This window comes from Rhodospirillales bacterium, assembly GCA_018666775.1.
In the GTDB taxonomy this organism is placed as follows: Bacteria; Pseudomonadota; Alphaproteobacteria; order SMXQ01; family SMXQ01; genus JABIXC01.
On sequence record JABIXC010000003.1, the window covers coordinates 83072 to 105106 of the forward strand.

Sequence of the window (22035 nt, forward strand, 5' to 3'; positions counted from 1 at the left end):
TCGACAATTGCCGTGGGTTTTCCGTTGCTCACGTTGATGGTCCCCTTTTATATTTTGAACATGCTGGCTCAGTCGCGAACCATGGCATTGAGTATACATTCCCTGTATCAGGGGGCAAAGCAACAGAATACCTTCTTATAAATTTTCCAATGGTGTGAGAACGATATTATTTCCCGTCATCTATGGGAATGGGGTAATCTAGGCCAACGTTATCTTCTACAAAGGAACACCGTCATGCTAGGCAGCAAAAAGGACGATGATGCAAAAACGACCGGCACCCAAGATGGGGTCAATAAGGCCAATCCCTTGCCGCCGCAAAATTCATCACAGGGGTTAAGCCTGCATAAGCCACTGCCGGCCACTGCCCAAACGGCAAGCACCAGCCGCCTTGCCGACATTCCGGGCATGGGCCCCGCAAGGGGAAGCACCAGGCCCTATGGGTCCGAAGGCAAGACGTTGGTGGTGGGCAGGGAAATTTCTCTCAATGGAGAGATCGCCGCGTGTGATCGCTTGGTCGTTGAAGGCAGGGTTGAAGCTTCGCTGACCGGTTGCCGCAACCTTGATATTGCACAGGGCGGATTATTCAAAGGCAATGCAGAAATTGAAGAAGCTGAAATTTCAGGCCGTTTTGAAGGGAATCTCACGGTCCAGAAACGCCTGCGCATTCGTTCTTCGGGCCATATCAAGGGCAAATTAAAATATGGCCAGATCGAAATTGAAGCAGGTGGGGTCATCTCCGGCGAAGTCCGGTTCATCAGCGACAAAACTGATGCAAAAAGCTGACGATAGCCGAGCGTGACCGTTGCGTAGCCCTGTCCTGACACTATTATTTTTGGCATTTCTTGTTTCGGCCTGTACCAGTGCCACAGATGAACGTGCAACATCCATTGCAAATCCACCCTCTATCCAAAACCCAGCTCTACAATATCCAGATGGCCAGATTGCTTCTATCCCTGCGCTAAAAACATCTGTGAAATCTGGCCAAGTGCCCGTGCAGAATCTTAAAAAATCAATTTTTGCACATTCTCCGGCCAAGCTTTTGGGGCTTAGCAATATAGAAATTACCAAGCTTTTGGGGCCCCCCCATTTCCAGCGCATTGATGACCCCGGGGCGCTATGGCAATACCGAACCCAGCGCTGTATTCTCAATATATTCTTCCACGCCAAGGATGCATTGTATCTGGTTACCCATACTGAATTAAACGCGCGGGGTAATCTGGGCTCAACCCGGCAATGTGCTGAGCAAGCCAAGCACCAAAACGTGCAGGATGCGGGATAAAATACCATGGCCGCCACAAACAACCCTGCGCTGGCGCAGCTAAACCCTTTAAGCCAGAATTTTCCCCTTAAACAGGCATAAATCTGCGACCGGACATTCGTGGCATTTCGGCTTTCGAGCAAGGCATGTGTAGCGCCCATGCAAAATAAGCCAATGATGGGCATGGATCATCCACGTATCCGGAATGCCCTTCACCAATTTTTTTTCAACATCTAACACTGTTTTTCCAGGGGCCAAGCCTGTGCGGTTTGAAACCCTGAAAACATGGGTATCGACCGCCATGGTAGGTTCGCCAAAGGCAATGTTCAAAACCACATTGGCCGTTTTTCGCCCAACCCCTGCAAGGGATTCAAGGGCGGCGCGGTCTTTGGGCACTTTGCCGCCATAATCGCCGATCAGCTTTTCCGAAAGGGAAATAATGTTTTTTGCCTTGGTATTGAACAGCCCAATGGATTTGATATGGCCCACCAATCCCTGAAGGCCAAGGTCAAGCATGGCTTGGGGCGTCTTCACCTTTGCAAACAATGCTTTTGTAGCTTTATTGACCCCGAGATCCGTCGCCTGTGCCGAGAGAACAACCGCCACCAAAAGGGTGTAGTGGTTGACATAGTCAAGTTCCCCCTTGGGTTCGGGATCACGATCCGAAAGACGGCGAAAGAATTCATCGATATCAGTTTTTTTCATATTTTTCATGGCTGTGAGTTTAATGGCTGTTATGCCCGCTGCAAACCCGCAATACTTTGACAGGCTTCCACCAGCACCCTAGATAGAGGCATCGCATGCCCTGTGTGGCCCCTGAATTTCACCTCTAATGGAAACTCTACCTTGGCCGATCGCTATCTTCGTGACTATCTGCTGCTTGTCGGTCTTTCGCTGATTTGGGGGTCGTCTTTTTCCCTGATCCGGATTGCCGTGACCGATGTGCCGCCCATGACCATGACGGCCGTGCGCGTTATCATTGCCGTGATGATGCTGTTTCCCCTTGTACGCCTTTCAGGCCATCGGATGCCAAGCCTTTGGAATAAAGAAGGACGATTGGTTTGGGTCCATTTTCTGGTGATTGGTGTTTTAGGCAATGGCCTGCCCTTTAGCCTTGTCGGGTGGGGCGAGCTGGAAATCAGTTCTTCGCTGGCCGCCATTTTAATCGGTGCCATGCCTGTTTTCACCGTCGTGCTGGCACAGGTTTTCGGGATTGAACGCATCACAAGCTGGAAGACTATGGTTGGCATTGCGGTGGGCTTTTCTGGTCTGATTTTGCTGGTGGGGCCGGCCATTTTAAAAGAACTGGGCGGGGCCACCATCCATGAATTGGCCGTAATCGGTGCAGCCGCCAGTTACGCCGCCACCGCCGTTTACGCCCGCAAACTTGCTGTCCGCCTTCCCGCAGTAACACTGGGGGCGGGAACCATGGCGGCCTCGGCATGCGTCATGATACCCATGGCCTTCATGTTTGAGGCCCCCTGGCAGATGCGGCCCGGTGCAGATGCAATTTGGGCGGTGGCATTTCTAGGCGTTGTTTCAACGGGTCTGGCATCTGTGGTTTATTTCAGACTGTTGGCATCAACAGGGCCTACCTTCACATCCATGATCAATTACCTGATCCCCCTGATCGGCGCAGGCCTGGGCGTCTTGTGGCTTGGGGAAACCGTTGGGTTCTATGAATTGCTGGCCTTGGCATTGATCATTGGTGGTGTTGCACTCGTGCGGCAACGCGCGGACTAAAGTGAGGGCGGCAACGCGCGGACTAAAGTGAGGGCGGATTAGGCCCTTATGACTTAAAACCCAAAACGTCTTGCATGGAATAGAGCCCGGCTGGTTTTCCCGCTGCCCAAAGGGCTGCACGGGCGGCACCACGGGCAAAGATTTCACGCCCGCCCGCTTTGTGGGTTATTTCAATGCGTTCTGCCATGCCCGCAAACATCACCGTGTGATCGCCAACCACATCCCCGCCACGCAGACTGGCGAAGCCAATGGCGCCCGGGGCACGGGCGCCTGAAATACCATCGCGACCCCGTTCTGAGACTGCATCCAGATTGACGCCGCGACCAAGGGCTGCCGCCTTACCAAGGCCAAGGGCGGTACCTGATGGCGAATCCACCTTGTGGCGATGATGCATTTCAACAATTTCGATATCAAATTCTTCACCCAAAACCCGGGCTGTCTGTTCCACCAATGCCATGGCCAGATTGACCCCAACAGAAAAATTCGGCGCCTGAACAATGGCCACTTTTTTAGAAGCCGCCATTATCTTGGCCTGCTGATCCGCATCCAGACCTGTGGTGCCAGTCACCAAAATGGTGCCAGCACTAGCGGCAAGGGCCCCATGATTAACGGTGACGGCTGGAATGGTAAAATCCAAAACGGCATCGGACGTTTCAAACAAAGCGTTTGCATCCTCAAAAAGTTCAACACCCAAGGCATCCATGCCGGCAAGAACGCCAGCATCGTGACCCAACAATGGATGATTTGCACTTTCCGTTGCCGCAACGACCCGACACCCAGCACTTTCAGCCACAGCGCGTGTTAATGCGCGGCCCATGCGCCCAGCAGCGCCAACGATTCCTATGCCTAGATCAGCCATTATCCCGCCCCTTTAATACGGTTACTCAAATGCGCAGGGATTTAAACACGCCCCCGGGAACAGGGGGAAGGTTTTTCCCGAAGATGGCTATTTTTTTTCGTTTTCGGTCAAGTCGCTCCAGGCTTCCTTAACCTTGGCAAAAAAGCCTTCGGATTCTGGACTGGTGCGTGACGCAGGGCTTTCGCTTGCAAATTCCTTCAACATTTCTTTTTGGCGCTTGGAAAGCTTAACAGGCGTTTCCACCGTGGCGCGAATATACATATCGCCGCGTGATGATCCCCGCATTACGCTCATCCCTTTGCCGCGAAGACGGAGTTGATGGCCCGATTGCGCGCCTGCTGGAATTTTTACTCTGGCCCTTGTGCCATCAATGGTCGGCACCTCGACACTTCCACCAAGTGCTGCCGTGGTCATGGGAAGGGGGACGCGCATATAAAGATTGGCCCCTTCGCGCTGGAAATAGACATGGGGTTTAATGGATAGAAAAATGTACAAATCCCCTGATTGTGCGCCACGCATGCCTGCTTCGCCTTCGCCGGAAAGGCGGATGCGGGTGCCATCTTCAACGCCTGCCGGAATGGTAACGGAAAGGGTTTTTTCACGGTTAACCCGCCCCATTCCCTGACAATTACCACAAGGTTTGTCGATCACCTGACCTTGGCCCTGACAAGACGCACACGTGCGTTCGATCGTAAAGAACCCCTGTTGGGCCCGCACCCGACCGCGGCCCTTACAAGTGCCACATGTGGTGGGCTTTGATCCCTTGGCAGCACCGGAACCAGTACAGGTTTCACAGGTGGCCGCCGTGGGGACGCGAATGGTCGCCTGCTTTCCAGCGAAGGCGTCTTCCAGGGACACTTCCATGTTGTAGCGCAGATCAGACCCGCGCGTGCTTCCGCCATCTTGGCCGCCACGCGATTGTGCACCGCCAAAATCACCAAACATTTCATCAAAGATGTCACCAAAGCCGCCTGAAAAGCCACCATTGCCGCCGCCTTGTCCACCCATGCCACCGGTGCCATCGAAAGCCCCATACCCAAAACGATCATAGGCGGCGCGCTTTTCGTCATCCTTGAGGATGTCGTAAACTTCGTTGATTTCCTTGAATTTTTGCTCGGCTTCCTTATCGCCAGAATTGCGATCGGGATGGTATTTCATAGCAAGTTTACGGTACGCCTTTTTAAGGTCATCACTACTTGCATTACGATCAACGCCAAGCATTTCGTAGGCATCTTGAGTAGGCATGTTTTTTTTGGCCCCGACTTTATTTTATTTTTTTATCCTGCCGCCATCACCAATGGCTAATGGCGGCAGGATATTTTCGTGCTTTAGGAGGGTTTATCTTTGTTATCAGTTTCGCTGGCATCTTCTTTTGCATCGCTGCCCGGTGCATCTGATGCATCTGCCGTTACATCTTCAAAATCTGCATCGACGACCGTTTCGCCATCACCCGGGCCATCGGCGGAACCTTCTGCATCATCCCCTGATGCTTCGGCTGCTGCGGCTTCTGCTTCCTGGGTTGCTTTGTACATGGCTTCACCCAGTTTCATAGATGCCTGTGCCAACGTTTCAAGCCCGGCCTGAATGGCATCTTGGTCTTCACCTTCCAGCGTTGTCTTCAAAGCAGCTGTTGCGTCTTCGATCTCTTTTTTATCTTCTTCGGAAACCTTGTCTTCGTTTTCCTTTAAGGTTTTTTCCGTTGTGTGAATCAGCGTTTCTGCCTGATTGCGACGTTCAACGGTCTCGCGAAGTTTTTTATCTTCTTCCGCATGGCTTTCGGCTTCCCTGACCATCTCATCAATGGCTTCATCGGTAAGACCGCCGGATGCCTGAATCCTGATCTGCTGTTCCTTGCCCGTGGCTTTATCTTTGGCTGACACGTTGACGATGCCATTGGCATCAATGTCAAAGGCAACTTCAATTTGCGGAACACCGCGCGGTGCCGTGGGCAGGCCGACAAGATCAAACTGGCCCAGCAGTTTATTGTCTGCAGCCATTTCACGTTCACCCTGGAAAACCCGGATGGTCACCGCGGTCTGATTATCTTCGGCTGTTGAAAACACCTGGCTTTTCTTTGTTGGAATGGTGGTGTTGCGATCAATCAATCGCGTGAACACGCCGCCAAGGGTTTCAATACCAAGGCTTAACGGAGTCACATCCAAAAGCAGGACGTCCTTGACGTCGCCTTGCAACACGCCAGCCTGAATGGCCGCACCGATGGCGACAACCTCGTCGGGATTGACCCCTTTATGGGGTTCGCGATCAAAAAACTTTTTTACGGTCTCAACAATTTTAGGCATGCGGGTCATGCCGCCAACCAAAATAACTTCATCAATTTCTGATGCCTTGAGACCCGCATCCTTCAATGCCGCTGCACATGGTGCAATGGTGCGTTCGACCAGAACTTCGATGATGGATTCGAGCTTGGCCCGGTTCATCTTTATATTAAGATGCTTCGGCCCCGATGCATCGGCAGTAATGAACGGCAGGTTCACTTCTGTTTCCATGGCCGAAGAAAGTTCGATCTTGGCCTTTTCTGCGGCTTCTTTCAGGCGCTGAAGTGCCAGCTTGTCACCACGAAGATCAATGCCTTGATCCTTTTTGAATTCATCGGCCAGATAATCAATGATCATTGAATCAAAATCTTCACCGCCAAGGAAGGTATCCCCATTGGTGGATTTTACTTCAAAGACACCATCGCCAATTTCCAGAATTGAAACATCGAACGTACCGCCGCCAAGATCGTAAACAGCAATGGTTCCGGTATTTTCCTTATCCAGACCATAGGCAAGGGCCGCTGCAGTCGGTTCGTTGATAATCCGCAGCACTTCAAGGCCCGCAATCTTGCCCGCATCCTTGGTTGCCTGGCGCTGGGCATCGTTGAAATAGGCAGGAACCGTGATAACGGCCTGTTCCACCGTTTCACCGAGATAGCTTTCGGCGGTTTCTTTCATTTTTTGAAGAATAAATGCGGAAATTTGGCTGGGGCTATATTTTTCACCACGGCATTCTACCCAGGCATCGTCGCCTTCGGCCTTAACGATGTTGTAGGGCACCATTGTGCGATCCTTTTCGGTCGTTGGATCGTTGAAGGCGCGCCCAATCAGCCGTTTGATGGCAAACAGGGTGTTTTCGGGGTTGGTTACGCCCTGACGCTTGGCAGCTTGCCCCACGAGGCGTTCTTTCCCTTCGGTGAATGCCACCATGGATGGCGTGGTCCGTGTGCCTTCCGAATTTTCCAGAACCTTGGCGTCTGAGCCTTCCATAATCGCGACACAGGAATTCGTTGTGCCAAGATCAATACCGATAACTTTACCCATTGTTCCTTTTCCTTATCTTTACGCTGGTTCTGCAACCCCCCATAGACGGCTGCAAAATCCCCGGTTTCTGCGGCGTATCGTTCAATACGCATCAGATCAAATTTATTAGGTGTAGCCGGTATATGGGGCGCTTTTTGACCCCTGCAACCCCTTTGGGTGCATTCAAGCCAAAGAATTCCTAAAAAACCCCAAAGAAACTGTATTGCTTTGAATTACAGGCCCCAGATTACCCCGGCGCACGGCGTGTTCGCTTTATTTCGCATCCGTATCGATTATTGCTTCCTCATTGGCGATTGGGGATACAACTGGTTTTGGGCCCCCTTTGGTCACCCCAACCATTGCCGGGCGCAACAAGCGGCCATTCAAGACATAGCCTTCCTGTGTCACCTGAGCCACGATACCCGCCGCGCGTTCGGGATCATCAATTTCAAACATCGCCTGATGTAAATCGTGATCAAACAGCGCGCCCATTGCTTCAATCTTTGCAACACCATTGCGCTCAAGAACCCCCAAGAGCTCTCGTTCCGTCAATTCCATGCCTTGGGCTAGCGTTTCAAGGGCAGCGTTTTCCTTGCGCGCGTCCATATCAATGCTGTCGAGCCCACGCCGGAGGTTATCAACCGTGGTCAGGCAATCGCGTGCAAAATTGGCAATGGCGTATTTGGCCGTATCTTCGCGTTCCCGATCTGAGCGACGCCTGAAGTTTTCAAACTCGGCCATGGAGCGAAGCAGTTTATCTTGCAGACTTGCGATTTCTGCCTCTGGATCTGGCGCTTCTTCAGGTTGGGAACCTGAACCATCCGTTGCATCTTTCGGATTGACGGCAACATCGGGGCTTTCCTGATCTGGCTCACCAGAATCATTTGCGGGGGTTTCTGTTTTTTCACTCATACGAACTTCCTTTAAAACGAAATAAAATAATGCGGGCTTAGCCGATGATCCGGCTGAGAACTTTAGAGGTGTAGTCGACCATCGGCACGATGCGCGCGTAATTCATTCTGGTTGGACCGATGATGCCAATCGCACCAACAATTTTTTCCGAAGAATCATTGAACGGTGCAACAATCATGGAACAACCGGCATGGGCAAACAGGGCATTGTCTGCACCAATAAAAATTTGCACGCCTTCGGCCAACTGGGTCAGATCAATCAATTTAGCCAGGTTTTCCCGGGCATCAAGGACCTGAAACAAATCACGGACCTGTTCCAGATCTTCCAGCGCCGTAATGTTTTCAAGCAAGTTCGACTGTCCACGCACAATCAAATAACCCTGCTGCAGATTGCCCCCGGACCAATGCGCCAAACCCCGTTCCACCAAATCACTGGCCAGATTATCGAGATGCGCACGATGTTCATCGATTTCAAGATGAATTTCAGACAGGGTTTCTGCCAAGGTGTGCCCCGCAAGACGACGGGTCAGATAATTGCCGGCCTCTACCATTGCTGAAATAGGAATACCCAGCGGCACTTCTATGATCCGGTTTTCCACAACGCCGGTTTCAGACACCATCACCACCAGGGCGCGGCCTTCGGATAGCTTTACAAATTCGATGTGTTTAAGGGGCGCTTCGTATTTGGGGGCGAGCACAATGGACGCACAATTGGAAAGCCCGGAAAGCGCTGTCGTGGTTTCACTAAGGGCTTCTTCAACACTTTTTCCAGCGCCGGCACATAAGGCTTCGATGCCGTCGCGTTCATCGGCCGAAAGCCCGCCCAGTTCCAGAATGCCATCGACAAAAAGCTTCAGGCCCGCATCGGTGGGCAACCGGCCCGCAGAGGTATGGGGTGCGAACAGAAGGCCCGCATCCTGAAGATCAGCCATGACATTGCGGATTGATGCAGGCGATAATTCAAGGCCTGTCTTTTGAGAGATCGTACGCGAACCGACAGGAACCCCCGTTTCCACGAAGGTTTCAACGATTAAACGAAAAATTTCCCGCGAACGATCGCTAAGCTCGGTAACGGGTCTGTCGCTTGTCGGCATAACATTGGACCTGATCTTGTATCATTCTGTATGGTTCAGGCGAAATCTAGTTATCGACCCCCCTTCCGTCAACCACCCCCCCAAAATCTATTTTTGGGCCAACCACCACAACCGGGCTGGCATGATTGGTTGTCATGTGGCACAAGAACGGTCAGAAAATGGGCCAAAACGGGCAAATCAGCTTAACCAACAGGAGTGTTTATCATGAGTATTCGTCCATCGGGCCGGACGCCTGATCAATTGCGGGAAGTTACCCTGGAACTTGGTGCCAATAAATACGCTGAAGGTTCCTGTCTTATCCGTTTCGGCAATACCCATGTTTTATGCACGGCTTCCGTTGAGGAGCGTGTACCGCCCTTTATGCGCGATTCCGGGCGCGGTTGGGTCACAGCGGAATACGGCATGCTGCCCCGTTCCACCCACACCCGCTCCGACCGCGAAGCGGCCAGAGGCAAGCAATCGGGCAGAACCCAGGAAATCCAGCGGCTGATTGGCCGCGCGTTGCGCTCGGTCACCGATCTTGAGGCACTGGGTGAACGCCAGGTTCGGATCGATTGTGATGTCTTGCTGGCCGATGGCGGCACCCGAACGGCGGCCATCACCGGGGCATGGGTTGCGCTTTATCAGGCCTTTCAGGGGTTGGTTGACAAAGGTAACTTGAAAAAAATTCCAATGACCGGCCAAATTGCCGCTATTTCCTGTGGGTTGTATAAAGACACGGCCGTTCTTGATCTTGATTATGCCGAAGACAGCAACGCCCAGGTGGACACCAATTTTGTGCTGACTGCCGAAGGCCATTTCGTCGAAATTCAGGGCACCGCCGAAGACAAGCCATTTCCCCAAGCAGACTTTGATGCCATGCTGAGCTTAGCCCGCAAAGGGGTATCAGAATTGGCCGCCGCCCAGTGTGCGGCACTTGGTATTGAGGCCTTTAAAAAGGCCTGACGGATATTTTGAACCCATGACGTCCGATCCCTCACGCAAACTTCAATCCGGGCCCTTGGTCGTGGCATCCCACAATGCGGGCAAGGTCAGGGAAATTTCTACATTGCTGACCCCGTTCAAGATTGAAACGCGGGCCGCTGCTGATCTTGGTCTTGGGGAACCAATCGAGGACGGCACCAGCTTTATCGCCAATGCCGAGATCAAAGCCCGGGCCGCGGCACAGGCATCAAACATGGTGGCGCTTGCCGATGATTCCGGCCTTGAAGTTGAGGCCCTTGATGGTGCGCCCGGAATATATTCTGCGCGCATGGCAGGGCCCGATAAAGATTTCGATCTGGCCATGCAACGTATCCATGACCAAATGGTTGCGACCAATTCCAATAATGACAATGCGCGTTTTGTGTGTGCCCTATCGCTCTGTTGGCCCGATGGTCATTGTGAAACGGTTGAGGGCGAAGTTCGGGGACGGATTGTCTGGCCCAAACGTGGCAATGCCGGTTTTGGGTATGACCCTATTTTTGTTGCTGATGGCGAAACGCTTACTTTTGGTGAAATGAACCCCGAAGCCAAACATGCCATCAGCCATCGGGCTGACGCGTTTGCAAAAATCATGGCTCGCTGTCTAAAGGACACATGAGTCATGACAGACTCAGATACAGATTTTGCGCTTTACGTCCATTGGCCCTATTGCCTTTCCAAATGTCCCTATTGCGATTTCAACAGCCATGTCGCCGAGCAACTTGACCATGCCGGATTTCGGGATGCGATCCTTTGCGAAATGGATGACTTGGCTGAAAGGTTAGAGGACAAAAGCGCGGCCAAAAAAATCTCCAGCATTTTTTTTGGTGGCGGCACGCCATCCTTGATGGCACCCCAAACCGTCGATGCCATCATCAAACACGCACGATCGCTCTGGCCTGACCGGCACCCTGGCCAGGATTTGGAAATCACGCTGGAGGCCAATCCAACATCGGTTGAAAGCAAAAAATTTGAAGCCTTTGCCGAGGCCGGGGTTAACCGTCTGTCCCTTGGTATTCAGGCACTGGATGATGACGCGCTGCATTTTCTGGGTCGCCAGCATTCGGGCACCCAAGCCCTGGATGCCCTTGGATTGGCGCAGCAATATTTCCCCCGGGTCAACGCCGATATGATTTATGCCCGGCCCGGCCAATCCATTGCATCATGGCGCGATGAACTTTCCCGTTTGTTTGATGCGGGGGAAACGGGGCACTTGTCCCTTTATCAATTGACCATGGAACGGGGCACGCCATTTTTTGCAGCCCATCGCCGCGGCGAATTCACCCTGCCCAATGACGAAGATGCCGCACAATTGTTTGAAGTCACCGAAACCGTTTTGAAACAATACGGGCTGGGCGCTTATGAAATTTCCAATTACGCCCGACCCGGAGAAGAATGCCGCCACAACCTTACCTATTGGCGCTACCGCGATTACGCAGGCCTGGGCCCCGGGGCGCACGGTCGGCTTACGTTGGATGGTGTGAAAACCGCCACCGAAAATTTGCAACTGCCCAATGTTTGGCTGGAAGCGGTTCGTGAACGCAAAAATGGCACGCGCCATATGACGCCGCTCAATCGCGAAGAATGCATCGAAGAAATGGTCATGATGGGTTTGCGCCTAAGCACCGGCATTCGGGCGACAGATTTTGAAGCCGTTGCCCATGACAGCTTTTCAAACACCTTGAGCAAACCTGGAATGGACCGGTTAATTGACGGTGGATTTCTTGTTTATGAAGATGCTCACTTGAAGGCAACGCCCAAGGGCCGGCTCAACCTTGACGGTTTGCTGGCAACCCTTCTCGCCTGAAGCTTATTTTCCATTTTTTTCAAATGTCAGCGGGGCGGGACTGACGACGGAAAACCGCCTGGAGCGAATTTCAACCACCGCAAGCCCACGCTGTACAAGGCCATCCGTCATGAGTCTGAAAATACCATCGGCGCCAGAAAACCCATTGGCCGCCGTCAGGGCATTAGCAGAAAAAATCTTGGTGGTAATGAACATGGCCGGAGAGATCGCCGGCGAAAACATTGCATTGGCGCCCGAGGAAGGGGCACCGGGCACAATACCGGGTTCACGGCTGGCAGCCAAAGCCGGGGGGGCAATTGTCCCGTCCCAACCCTGAACCAAAACAGCCGCAAGCGCGGTTGCATCATAGGCAAGGGATGCGATTTTGGCAGCACGCCTGCCATATGTATTTTTATACATTTCATCGAATACACGACGCGCCCGTGGCGGCGGAGATGGAAACCATCCCCCGAACAATGCCGGTTCTGTCGCCATCACCGGTTCGTTCCACTGCACACTGCCAAGCACGCGTACTTTTCGAGGATCAATATCATAAAAAGGCAGCAGCGGTGCTAGCGCCCGAAGAGCCTGGCCGCCTTCGGGCATCAAGACGGCATCAAAATCAACACCGCCGATGGTTTCCCGTTTTTCCAATCGTTTCAATGCCCGCTTTGATGCCTCATCGGTTAGCCCCTCCAGCATTTGGCGACGCTCAACAAGGGCAGATTTACGGACACCATAATTGGCAAGACGACGCACCAATGGGGAAAGGGTTGCCGTTTCAATGTTGTCGTATCGAATAACCGAATTTACCTCAATCCCGTGGCGCGCCGAGACCGATCTCAACGCCTCTTCAACCCGGTTTCCAAATGCACCGGTGGGAACGATTGATGCAATGCGACGAACGCCTCTGGCATGGGCATAAGCAATCACCCTGCCAATTTGGGTTTCAGGTGTAAATCCCATAACGTAAACACCGTTCCCGGCAACTGCGCGATCATTGGAAAATGAAATGACCTGAATACCCCGGGCCCGAGCGAGGGGGGCAACGGCCGCAACATTTGATGCAAAAAGGGGTCCTAAAATTAAACTGGCGCCGTCATTCATGACCGCGCGTGCCGCAAGCGCTGCGCCTTCGGGGGTGCCCCTGGTGTCGACAGGCAAGAGCGCCAAATTGTCGTGACCGATGCTAAAAAGTGCCAGTTGTGCCGCATTAAGCAACGCCTTGCCAATGGCTGCTTCGGGACCTGACAAAGGAAGCAAAAGACCGACCCGGGCCACAGGCCTGACACCCGATGGCGGGGTTAGAACGATGTTTTTTTCAATGATCGGGGGCAGATTTGGTGAAGATGCTATTGGAGGTTTTGGCTTGGTCGCAGGAGACGGTAAAGATGCCGTTTGCGGGGCAGCTACTGGCTTTGGTACAACCGGTTTGGGTATAGCGCGCGATGATTCTAATGGCCCGCCAAGCCCCTTAAGCGTTTCGCAGCCGCCAAGAACTACCATTGCGAACATCAGGACAAAAGCCATCGGCGCAATATGCAAAATTCGGTGTGGCATTCTCAGCTTCAAACGATCACCCTGAACACATTAATTAAGCAGATATAGTGTGATGCATTTATGGTTCGGGTTAGGGTAATCATCACACCGGAACAAGTAAACCTAGCAGGGGTAAAGGGTGGACCAGAAAACAGACGAGATTGAGGCAAAGGTTGGCGCGTCCAAAGACATGCCGCTACCAGCCGGGCTTTACCTTGTTGCCACCCCCATTGGCAATTTGGGGGATATTACCTTACGCGCCCTTGAAACCCTTCGTTCCGTCGATTGCATCGCCTGTGAAGACAAGCGCGTTTCCGCAAAATTATTATCTGCCCACGCCATCAAGACACCTCTGGTTTCCTATCACGAGCACAATGCAGCCGCCATGCGGCCCCGGTTGATCGCGCGCATGAATGGCGGCGAAAGGATTGCTCTGGTGTCTGATGCTGGCACCCCCCTGATTTCAGATCCCGGGTATAAATTGGCCCAAGATGCCCGTGAACAGGGCGTTTCCATACAGGTCATCCCCGGTGTATCCGCCGTGCTTGCCGCACTGGTTGTCTCTGGACAGCCCAGCGATGCATTTCATTTTGCTGGTTTTTTACCGCCCAAAAAAGCAGCCAGACTACGGGCCCTTGAAGGACTGGTCGCCATCCCCGGGACTTTGATCTTGTTTGAATCTGCCCGCCGTCTTGGTGCAATGCTTGCCGATGCCAATGCGGTGCTGGGCCCCCGCCCTGCATCGGTTTGCCGTGAACTGACTAAGTTTTATGAGGAAACGCGGAGCCAAACCCTGGATCAATTAGCCGCCCATTATGCCGAACAGGGCGCACCAAAAGGAGAAATCGTTGTCGTTATTGGGCGCAATAAAAACAGTGATGGCGTAGACGATGCCGAAATTGAACGACAATTGGTCACCGCCCTAGAAACGAAAAGCCTGCGCGATGCCGTTGCTGATGTCACTGCGCTCACCAGGGTTTCTAAACGCAAGGTCTATGCCCATGCTCTGGCGCTTTCTCAGGCAAACCCAGAAGAAGACCCATGAAACCCAGCCAAAAATCCCGGAAATCAGCACAAAAACACGGATTACGCGCCGAGTTTTTTGCGGGGGTTTTTTTAAATCTTAAAGGGTATCGAATCATCTCACGGGGGTATCGCACCCGGTTTGGCGAAATTGACATCGTTGCCGTTCGTGGAAAAACCATTGTCTTTGCAGAAGTTAAATACCGCATTCAATTGGAAGATGCGGCTTATGCAATAACGACGACCAAAAAAAATCGGGTCAAAGCGGCGGCCGGCGGATTTCTATCTTCTCATCCGCAATTCGTTAAATTTAGTGGGCGTTTTGATGCTGTGTTGATGCAACCCTGGCGGTGGCCCATCCATATCCAGGATGCCTGGCAATAAATAATGATAAAATGATTTAAAAAAATTTAACCTGACACTGGACAATGGTTCAAACATTGTGAATCATTAGACTATGCCTAAATCAAAAATCGCTGCCCTCTTTTTAATCCTCGCACTTCCCCTTCTCGGTGGCTGTACCGGGGCCGTTGTTGGGGCCGGTGCTGGCGTTGGGATCGCGGCCAATCAGGAACGGGGTGTAGAGGCCGCCTTGATTGATACCCGCATTCGCACGCAAATTAATTATTATCTTCTCAATGATGATCCCGTGCTTCATCAGGCGCTGAATATTGGTATTTACGAAGGCCGCGTTCTTCTTACAGGGGTTGCTAAAAGTGCTGCCAAGCGCAATCAGGCCGTAGCCACTGCCTGGAAGGCCAAAGGTGTCGCCGAAGTGATCAATGAAATTCTTGTTGATGGCTCTGGCAAAACCGGAAGCTTCCCCCGTGATACCTGGATAACCGCACAGCTGCGCTCCAAACTTCTGTTCGATAAAAAAATCATTGGCATCAATTATTCTATTGATGCCGTACGCACCACGGTTTACCTCCTTGGCGTCGCTCAAAACAGGGAAGAACTTGACCTTGTGCTCAACCTTGCCCGAAACATTCAATATGTGGCGCGTGTGGTAAACCACGTTATTTTGAAAAATGATCCCAGGCGTAAAGCTGCCACCAAATAGGATACAGCCACGCAGTGAATTCCCCCACGTCCCGCCTTTCAGCGATTGCCCCCCATGATGGGGATCACAGCTTCCTTACAAACATTGCCTCTACCCCCGATGGTGACATTGATCTTGGCGAAAGCGCTTTGGTGCTCGCAGGAATGGATCAACCCCGAACCACAAGCCCCACCGCCTCTATTTATGACCCCATACAAAAACGCCTCCAACACTGCCGGGATCACCTCACAGAACTTGCCCAATCGATCGCCATGACAGGCAGCAATGCTGCCAATGCATCCGCACGGCTTTCGGCCCTGAGGGCCGTCATTGACACCCAAGAGGGGTATCGGGGTGATGCACTCATTCATGAAACCCCGGAACATTCAAATTTGATCAACACCATTGAACGGCGCAAGGGTGATGGGGTGGCGTTGGGCATTCTTTATATTCATTCTGCCCGAACCCAGGGTTGGACCGCTTACGGTCTTGGGTTTCCCGATCATTTCCTGATCGCGCTGGATGGCGGCACAGAACGCATCATTTTTGATCCCTTTTATGGTCAAATTATAGAAACCGCCCACGAATTGCGGGCCTTGCTGAAGGGGTTGCATGGCAATGGGGCGGAATTGTTGCCTGAATATTATGCCCCCCTTGAAAACCGTCAAATATTGTTACGAATTCAAAATGACCTACGGTTATCTCATGCCGCCAGCGGTCACCTTGATAAAGCCATTTTGATATCTGAACGAATATTGCTCATGGCGCCACAAACCTGGGATTTATATGAAGATTTAGGCTTTTATTATGCCGAAACGGGCGATTTTGATGCTGCATTGCTGGCTCTTGATACCTATCTGGATCACGTTGAAGACCCCGCAAGCCATCAAAAAGCGGTGATGGTTGCCGAAAAAATCCGCAGCCGAGAAGATTTCACCACCTTAAACTAGGCCAAAATAGTCCTTTCCCTAAAAGGTGCTCCAAAATTAAAAGGTCCCCCAAAATTTTAGCGCCATGCTAGATTTAGGGTCATATTCAGGGACTTGCAGGAAAAAGCCATAATCATGAGCCTTGCCGTTGCCTTTCAGATGGACCCGCTTGAAGGGGTCGATGTTGCCGCAGATTCAACCTATATGCTGGCCGTAGAGGCCTGCGCGCGCAAACATGCGCTGTATCATTACCTTCCCCAGGAAATGAGCCTGACACAGGGCAAAGTCACGGCAAAGGCAAGACGTTTCGAAGTTAGCCACGATAAAGAGGCCCCCTTTATTGTTGGGCCCGAAGAAACCATCGATCTTGCCACCCTGGATGTCATTTTGATGCGCCAGGATCCGCCCTTTGACATGGCCTACATCACCGCAACCCATATTTTGGAGCATATCCACCCCCAAACCCTGGTGGTCAATGACCCCATCCATGTTCGAAATGCCCCGGAAAAGTTGTTTGTGACCCATTTCAGCGACCTGATGCCAGAAACCCTAATTTCCAGCGACCGTGAACAGATTCTAAAATTTCGCGAAGCCTATGAAGACATCATCGTCAAACCGCTGTATGGCAATGGTGGGGCCGGGGTATTTCATATCAAACCCGGTGATGAAAACCTGAACGCATTGCTGGAAATGTTCACGGAATTGTACCGCGAACCCATTGTCATCCAGCGCTATATGCCCGAAGTTCGCGACGGCGATAAACGCATCATTTTAGTCGATGGCATCCCTGCAGGCGCGGTCAACCGAGTGCCCGCAGCGGGTGAAGCGCGGGCCAACCTTCATGTTGGGGGGCGCGCAGAAAAATCCCCGTTAACGGCCCGGGACAAAGAAATTTGTGCGGCCATCGGGCCATCGCTTTATGAAATGGGGTTCGTTTTTGTGGGCATTGACGTTATTGGCGACACCCTGACAGAAATCAACGTCACCTCACCCACGGGCATTCAGGAAATAAATCGTTTCGATGGCGTACAGATAGAATCCCAAATCTGGGATGCCATAGAGGCCCGAATCAACGCCCGCAAGGCATAAGCGCTATTTTTTGTCTGGGACCACCCGGACAATGCCTGAGCGGCTGCGAATCACGACAACCTTGGTGCCCCTCGCCATAATCTTGTCATCCCCGGTCATGGTTTGAACAACGGCATAGGATTGGCCTTTTTTGGGGCTTAAAATGTATTCGGCACCGGGAAATTTATTTTTATACTCTTCGGCCATGGTCCCCACCAACGCGCCGCCAACCGCGGCAATGATGGTAACCGCCGCCCCCAACGGGGTGTCTGCCTCTGTCAGGCCATAGGTGGCGGCCCCGGCAATGGTGGCCCCAATCAAGGTGCCCCATCCGGTCGACCTGTTATCTTTCAAGCCTTCAATGGTAATGGCGCGCGATGACAACACCTGGGCGTGGGACACGCTCATGGTCTTGCCAGCCTCATCCGGGGTGTAGCTAGAGCCGCTCTTGGTTGAGCACCCGACCACAAGTGCCAGGACCATCGCCAAAACCAGACATTCCGTCTTAAACCAAAATTGCCGTGCCATAAAATCAACCCCCTACCATTAAACCAGTATGTGAACTGATTATGGCTCTGAAATATGGCAAAACCAAGAAGGATGACAGGGATATGCAACCCCGGATAGAGTGGGGCCGGTAAATAGAGCGTTCAATCTTGGCCTGGCCGGGGTTTTAAAAATAAGAACAATCTGGGATAGGCTGGCCATGGTGGCATGCATTAATACCGTTGCGTTTCAGGGCATCGATGTTGTCGATGTTGATGTTCAGGTGCAAATCGCATCGGGATTGCCCGCCTTTACAATTGTCGGCCTGCCGGACAAGGCAGTGGGCGAATCCCGCGAACGGGTACGCGCAGCGCTGAACGCCATGGGGCTTGCCCTGCCGCCCAAACGCATCACCATCAATTTAGCCCCCGCCGATCTTGCCAAGGAAGGCAGCCATTACGACCTGCCCATCGCCCTTGGCCTGTTGGCCGCCATGGATGTTTTACCCGAAGACGAAATCGCCAATTATGTCGCCTTGGGGGAACTGGCCCTTGATGGGCGCATCAGCCGGGTCGCCGGTGTTTTACCTGCAGCCATTCATGCCGCATCCTGTGACCGTGGCCTGATTTGTCCAAACAGTTGTGGCGGTGAAGCAGCATGGGTCAAGGGGCTGGAAGTTGTCGCACCCGATTCCCTGATCGCCCTGATCAATCATTTCAAGGGCACCCAGGTCTTAAGCCCGCCCACGCCGCTCGCTCAGGAAGAAACGATTATGGGCGCGGGCATCCCTGATCTTGGCGATATTAAAGGTCAGGAAAATGCCAAGCGTGCGTTGGAAGTCGCCGCATCAGGGGGCCATAATTTGTTGATGATGGGCCCACCGGGTGCGGGTAAATCCATGCTGGCAAGCCGGTTGCCGGGCATTTTGCCGCCCCTTTCCCCAAAAGAATCGCTTGATGTTTCCATGATCCATTCTCTGGCCGGCACCTTGGAAGGCGGGCGAATTTTGCGCCACAGGCCCTTTCGAGACCCCCACCATTCAGCGTCGCTGCCAGCGCTGATCGGCGGCGGCCCGCGTGCGCGCCCCGGTGAGGTATCGCTGTCGCATATGGGGGTTTTGTTTCTGGATGAATTGCCGGAATTTTCCCGCCAAACCCTGGAAAGCCTGCGCCAGCCTTTGGAATCTGGACGCGCCGTGATTGCCCGGGCCGCCGTCCACGCCACCTGGCCCGCACGGTTCCAATTGGTTGCCGCCATGAACCCGTGCCGATGCGGCTATCTTGGGGATGCGGCACAAGCATGCAACCGGGCCCCGCGCTGCGCCGATGACTATCAGGGCCGCATTTCCGGCCCCCTGTTTGACCGCATTGATATTCATGTTGATGTGCCCGCCGTGGCTGTGGCCGATCTTTCCCTGCCCGCCCCAAAAGAAGGATCATCTGACGTTGCCGCGCGCGTGGCAGCAGCACGCGCCATCCAGACCGCGCGGCTGGAAGCCGAAGCACCCGGCCAAAACATTCGCACCAATGCAGAGGCCGATGGCGAATTGCTGGAACGCATTGCCACCCCCGATGATGCCGGCCGGGCCTTGCTAACCGAAGCTGCCGAAAAAATGCGCATGACAGCGCGGGGCTATCACCGGGTGTTGCGGGTAGCAAGAACGCTCGCCGATATGGAAGCCATCGAAAACGTCCAACGCATCCACATCGCCGAAGCCATCAGTTTCAGACGGGTGATCCCGGGACGGTAGGGATCAGCTGCCGCCGCTGACCATTTGGCCAACCGGGGCGCCGCCCAGGATGTGGACGTGGTAGTGGGGGACTTCTTGGGCACCGTTGGGGCCGGTGTTGGCGATCAGGCGATAGCCATCAAGCGCTAGACCCAGATCACGGGCAACGCTGCCAACCGCGCGGTTAAAGCCGCTAATTTCATCATTGCTGGCATGTTCAGAAAAATCATCGAAAGAACAATATTCCCCCTTTGGGATCACCAAAACATGAACCGGGGCCTGTGGGTTGATGTCGCGGAAGGCCAACACATAATCGTCTTCGAAAACTTTATCGCAGGGAATGTCGCCTTTAAGGATTTTGGCAAAAATATTTTCCGGATCATAAGCCATGATGACGCGTTCCTTATTTATCCCGTGATGCTTTTTCGACGTGGCCGGAAACGCCTTCGCGTTTTTGCAATTCCCCGTAAACATCTTCGGGGGTCACCCCATGTTCGGCCCAGAGCACCATCAGGTGATACAACACATCTGCACTTTCACGGGTCAATGCGGGCCCATCGCCCTTCAAGCCTTCCACCACAGCTTCGCCCGCTTCTTCCATGACTTTTTCACAGATCAGCGTTGGCCCGCCAGCAAACAGGGACGCGGTATAGGATTGGTCGGGCGGCGTTCCTTTGCGCGAAACAATGGTGGCATACAGCCTTTGTAAAACTTCTGAAGCTTGCGTCATGGTTTTATCCCTTAAGCATCTGAAAATCAGACACCGTTTCTTTTATCACCGATCAAGGCGCACCGGCAAACCGGCTGCGGCCATATGGGCTTTGGCATCACCCACAGAAAAAGTTCCAAAATGGAAAATCGATGCGGCCAACACCGCAGATGCGTGGCCTTCGCGCACGCCTTCTACCATATGATCCAACGTGCCCACCCCGCCCGATGCGATCACCGGCACCGGCACCGCATCTGCCACGGCGCGGGTCAGGGGTAAATTAAAGCCTTCCTTTGTGCCGTCGCGATCCATGGAGGTGAGCAAAATTTCACCGGCCCCAAGGGACGCCATGCGCACGGCCCATTCAACCGCATCCAGCCCCGTTGCATTGCGCCCACCATGGGTGAAGATTTCCCATTTTCCGGGCGCAGTTGTTTTGGCATCCACGGCCACCACAACGCATTGTGCACCAAATTTTTCAGCCGCTTCTTTTACAAATTCCGGGCGGTCTACGGCTGCAGTGTTAATGGAAACCTTATCCGCACCTGCCAGTAATAATTTTCTGATGTCGTCTACTTTGCGCACGCCACCGCCAACGGTTAACGGCATGAAACATTGTTCCGCCGTGCCGCGCACAACATCATAAAGCGTGTCGCGGTTTTCGTGGCTGGCCGTGATGTCGAGGAAACACAATTCATCAGCACCCGCCGCATCATAGACTTTTGCCTGTTCCACCGGATCGCCGGCATCAACAAGATCAACAAAGTTGACGCCCTTGACCACACGCCCATCGTGAACATCGAGACAGGGAATGATGCGAACCTTTAACATTTATGCGCTTCCACCAACGGGCGGTGCGCCCAGAATTTCCAGTGCGCGTTTTGGATCAATGCGCCCGTCATATAAAGCACGGCCAACAATGACCCCTTCAATCCCGGAATCTTCGACCTGTTTTAATGCTTCCAGATCTGACAATGCGGAAACGCCGCCCGATGCGATTACCGGCGTTGTTAATGCCCATGCCAGATCGGTGGTAGCATCAATGTTGACCCCCATCATGGCACCGTCCCGGGTGATATCGGTATAGACGATGGCGCTGACCCCGCAATCTTCGAATTTGAGGGCCAGATCAAGCGCTTTGACTCTGGATGTTTTTGCCCAGCCCGCCACGGCCACATAACCGTCCCTTGCATCAATGCCAACGACAATTTTTCCTGGATGCGTCTTGCATGCTTTTTTGACCAAATCGGGGTCTTCCAATGCAACCGTGCCTAAGATCACCCGCTCCACGCCCTTGTCCAGCCACATGGAAATGGTTTCCAGATCGCGGATGCCGCCGCCCAATTGCGTTGGCATCGATATTTCTGAAAGGACCGCTTCCACTGCCTTGTCATTTACGGGGTGGCCCTCAAAGGCGCCGTTCAGGTCCACCAAATGAAGCCACGAAAACCCGGCATCGACAAAGGCCGATGCCTGGGCACGGGGGTCTGGATTGTATACCGTTGCCTGATCCATATCGCCCTGGAACAACCGCACACAGGAACCATCTTTCAAATCTATGGCCGGAAATAAAATCATAAAACTGTCACTTTCTGTT

General features: G+C 53.0%; 24 protein-coding genes. 12 read left to right on the top strand and 12 right to left on the bottom strand.

The window, feature by feature from the left end; translation table 11 throughout:
- Positions 1–234 precede the first annotated feature (234 nt).
- Together HOJ08_00955 and HOJ08_00960 are read left to right on the top strand one after the other, a co-directional pair.
- Positions 235–783 (top strand): polymer-forming cytoskeletal protein, encoded by a 549-nt coding sequence (locus HOJ08_00955; protein MBT5672005.1) that lies wholly within the window; start codon positions 235–237, stop codon positions 781–783.
- 208 nt (positions 784–991) lie between these two features.
- Positions 992–1279: a hypothetical protein gene (locus HOJ08_00960; protein MBT5672006.1), complete on the top strand. Its 288-nt coding sequence runs from the start codon at positions 992–994 to the stop codon at positions 1277–1279.
- Between the two features lie 48 nt (positions 1280–1327).
- Here the strand turns inward: HOJ08_00960 and nth are convergent, their stop codons facing one another.
- Positions 1328–1963: an endonuclease III gene (nth, locus tag HOJ08_00965; protein MBT5672007.1), complete on the bottom strand. Its 636-nt coding sequence runs from the start codon at positions 1961–1963 to the stop codon at positions 1328–1330.
- 141 nt (positions 1964–2104) lie between these two features.
- On the opposite strand from nth, the gene HOJ08_00970 reads away from it, so the two are divergent.
- Positions 2105–3001 carry an EamA family transporter gene (locus HOJ08_00970; protein MBT5672008.1) on the top strand — a complete coding sequence of 299 codons (897 nt, stop codon included), beginning with the start codon at positions 2105–2107 and terminating at the stop codon, positions 2999–3001.
- Between the two features lie 46 nt (positions 3002–3047).
- Here the strand turns inward: HOJ08_00970 and HOJ08_00975 are convergent, their stop codons facing one another.
- The 5 genes from HOJ08_00975 to hrcA form a co-directional block, all read right to left on the bottom strand.
- Positions 3048–3860, bottom strand: coding sequence for a 4-hydroxy-tetrahydrodipicolinate reductase (locus HOJ08_00975; GenBank protein ID MBT5672009.1), 813 nt, complete (start codon positions 3858–3860; stop codon positions 3048–3050).
- Positions 3861–3947: 87 nt separating this feature from the next.
- Positions 3948–5105, bottom strand: coding sequence for a molecular chaperone DnaJ (gene dnaJ / locus HOJ08_00980; GenBank protein ID MBT5672010.1), 1158 nt, complete (start codon positions 5103–5105; stop codon positions 3948–3950).
- 83 nt (positions 5106–5188) lie between these two features.
- Complete coding sequence (gene dnaK, locus HOJ08_00985; protein MBT5672011.1) at positions 5189–7180, bottom strand: molecular chaperone DnaK; 1992 nt, start codon at positions 7178–7180, stop codon at positions 5189–5191.
- Between the two features lie 252 nt (positions 7181–7432).
- Positions 7433–8071, bottom strand: a complete 639-nt coding sequence (grpE, locus tag HOJ08_00990; protein ID MBT5672012.1) for a nucleotide exchange factor GrpE — start codon at positions 8069–8071, stop codon at positions 7433–7435.
- 37 nt (positions 8072–8108) lie between these two features.
- Entirely contained in the window at positions 8109–9164 is a 1056-nt protein-coding gene (gene hrcA, locus HOJ08_00995) for a heat-inducible transcriptional repressor HrcA (protein MBT5672013.1), read from the bottom strand.
- 210 nt (positions 9165–9374) lie between these two features.
- On the opposite strand from hrcA, the gene rph reads away from it, so the two are divergent.
- Genes rph through HOJ08_01010 form a run of 3 tightly spaced genes read left to right on the top strand, consistent with a single transcriptional unit; the run spans position 9375 to position 11934 of the window.
- Positions 9375–10109, top strand: coding sequence for a ribonuclease PH (gene rph / locus HOJ08_01000; GenBank protein MBT5672014.1), 735 nt, complete (start codon positions 9375–9377; stop codon positions 10107–10109).
- A gap of 16 nt (positions 10110–10125) precedes the next feature.
- The gene (gene rdgB / locus HOJ08_01005) at positions 10126–10746 is read left to right on the top strand and encodes an RdgB/HAM1 family non-canonical purine NTP pyrophosphatase (GenBank protein MBT5672015.1); all 621 of its coding nucleotides are present in this window, start codon (positions 10126–10128) and stop codon (positions 10744–10746) included.
- Between the two features lie 3 nt (positions 10747–10749).
- Positions 10750–11934 carry a coproporphyrinogen III oxidase gene (locus HOJ08_01010; GenBank protein ID MBT5672016.1) on the top strand — a complete coding sequence of 395 codons (1185 nt, stop codon included), beginning with the start codon at positions 10750–10752 and terminating at the stop codon, positions 11932–11934.
- Positions 11935–11937: 3 nt separating this feature from the next.
- Here HOJ08_01010 and HOJ08_01015 read toward each other — a convergent pair whose 3' ends face one another.
- On the bottom strand, positions 11938–13428 hold the full coding sequence (locus HOJ08_01015) for a penicillin-binding protein activator (GenBank protein ID MBT5672017.1): 1491 nt from the start codon (positions 13426–13428) through the stop codon (positions 11938–11940).
- A 214-nt stretch (positions 13429–13642) separates the two neighbouring features.
- Here HOJ08_01015 and rsmI point away from each other — a divergent pair, with 214 nt between their 5' ends.
- The 5 genes from rsmI to gshB all read left to right on the top strand — a co-directional run bounded on the left by rsmI (position 13643) and on the right by gshB (position 17535).
- The gene (gene rsmI, locus HOJ08_01020) at positions 13643–14497 is read left to right on the top strand and encodes a 16S rRNA (cytidine(1402)-2'-O)-methyltransferase (GenBank protein MBT5672018.1); all 855 of its coding nucleotides are present in this window, start codon (positions 13643–13645) and stop codon (positions 14495–14497) included.
- A complete protein-coding gene (locus HOJ08_01025) occupies positions 14494–14859 on the top strand; it encodes a YraN family protein (GenBank protein ID MBT5672019.1) in 366 nt (121 codons plus the stop codon). Before rsmI ends, HOJ08_01025 begins: the two co-directional genes overlap by 4 nt.
- A gap of 73 nt (positions 14860–14932) precedes the next feature.
- Positions 14933–15538, top strand: a complete 606-nt coding sequence (locus HOJ08_01030) for a BON domain-containing protein (GenBank protein ID MBT5672020.1) — start codon at positions 14933–14935, stop codon at positions 15536–15538.
- Positions 15539–15552: 14 nt separating this feature from the next.
- Positions 15553–16467 (top strand): tetratricopeptide repeat protein, encoded by a 915-nt coding sequence (locus HOJ08_01035; protein MBT5672021.1) that lies wholly within the window; start codon positions 15553–15555, stop codon positions 16465–16467.
- A 114-nt stretch (positions 16468–16581) separates the two neighbouring features.
- The gene (gene gshB, locus HOJ08_01040; GenBank protein ID MBT5672022.1) at positions 16582–17535 is read left to right on the top strand and encodes a glutathione synthase; all 954 of its coding nucleotides are present in this window, start codon (positions 16582–16584) and stop codon (positions 17533–17535) included.
- Between the two features lie 3 nt (positions 17536–17538).
- Here gshB and HOJ08_01045 read toward each other — a convergent pair whose 3' ends face one another.
- Positions 17539–18042: a hypothetical protein gene (locus HOJ08_01045; GenBank protein MBT5672023.1), complete on the bottom strand. Its 504-nt coding sequence runs from the start codon at positions 18040–18042 to the stop codon at positions 17539–17541.
- Positions 18043–18220: 178 nt separating this feature from the next.
- Here HOJ08_01045 and HOJ08_01050 point away from each other — a divergent pair, with 178 nt between their 5' ends.
- Entirely contained in the window at positions 18221–19750 is a 1530-nt protein-coding gene (locus HOJ08_01050; protein MBT5672024.1) for a YifB family Mg chelatase-like AAA ATPase, read from the top strand.
- 3 nt (positions 19751–19753) lie between these two features.
- On the opposite strand, the gene HOJ08_01055 is transcribed toward HOJ08_01050, so the two are convergent.
- The 4 genes from HOJ08_01055 to hisA are packed head-to-tail and all read right to left on the bottom strand — an operon-like array spanning position 19754 to position 22016.
- Positions 19754–20119: a histidine triad nucleotide-binding protein gene (locus tag HOJ08_01055; protein ID MBT5672025.1), complete on the bottom strand. Its 366-nt coding sequence runs from the start codon at positions 20117–20119 to the stop codon at positions 19754–19756.
- 13 nt (positions 20120–20132) lie between these two features.
- Entirely contained in the window at positions 20133–20459 is a 327-nt protein-coding gene (locus HOJ08_01060; protein ID MBT5672026.1) for a phosphoribosyl-ATP diphosphatase, read from the bottom strand.
- 45 nt (positions 20460–20504) lie between these two features.
- On the bottom strand, positions 20505–21269 hold the full coding sequence (hisF, locus tag HOJ08_01065; GenBank protein MBT5672027.1) for an imidazole glycerol phosphate synthase subunit HisF: 765 nt from the start codon (positions 21267–21269) through the stop codon (positions 20505–20507).
- A complete protein-coding gene (gene hisA, locus HOJ08_01070; protein MBT5672028.1) occupies positions 21270–22016 on the bottom strand; it encodes a 1-(5-phosphoribosyl)-5-[(5-phosphoribosylamino)methylideneamino]imidazole-4-carboxamide isomerase in 747 nt (248 codons plus the stop codon).
- Positions 22017–22035 lie beyond the last annotated feature (19 nt).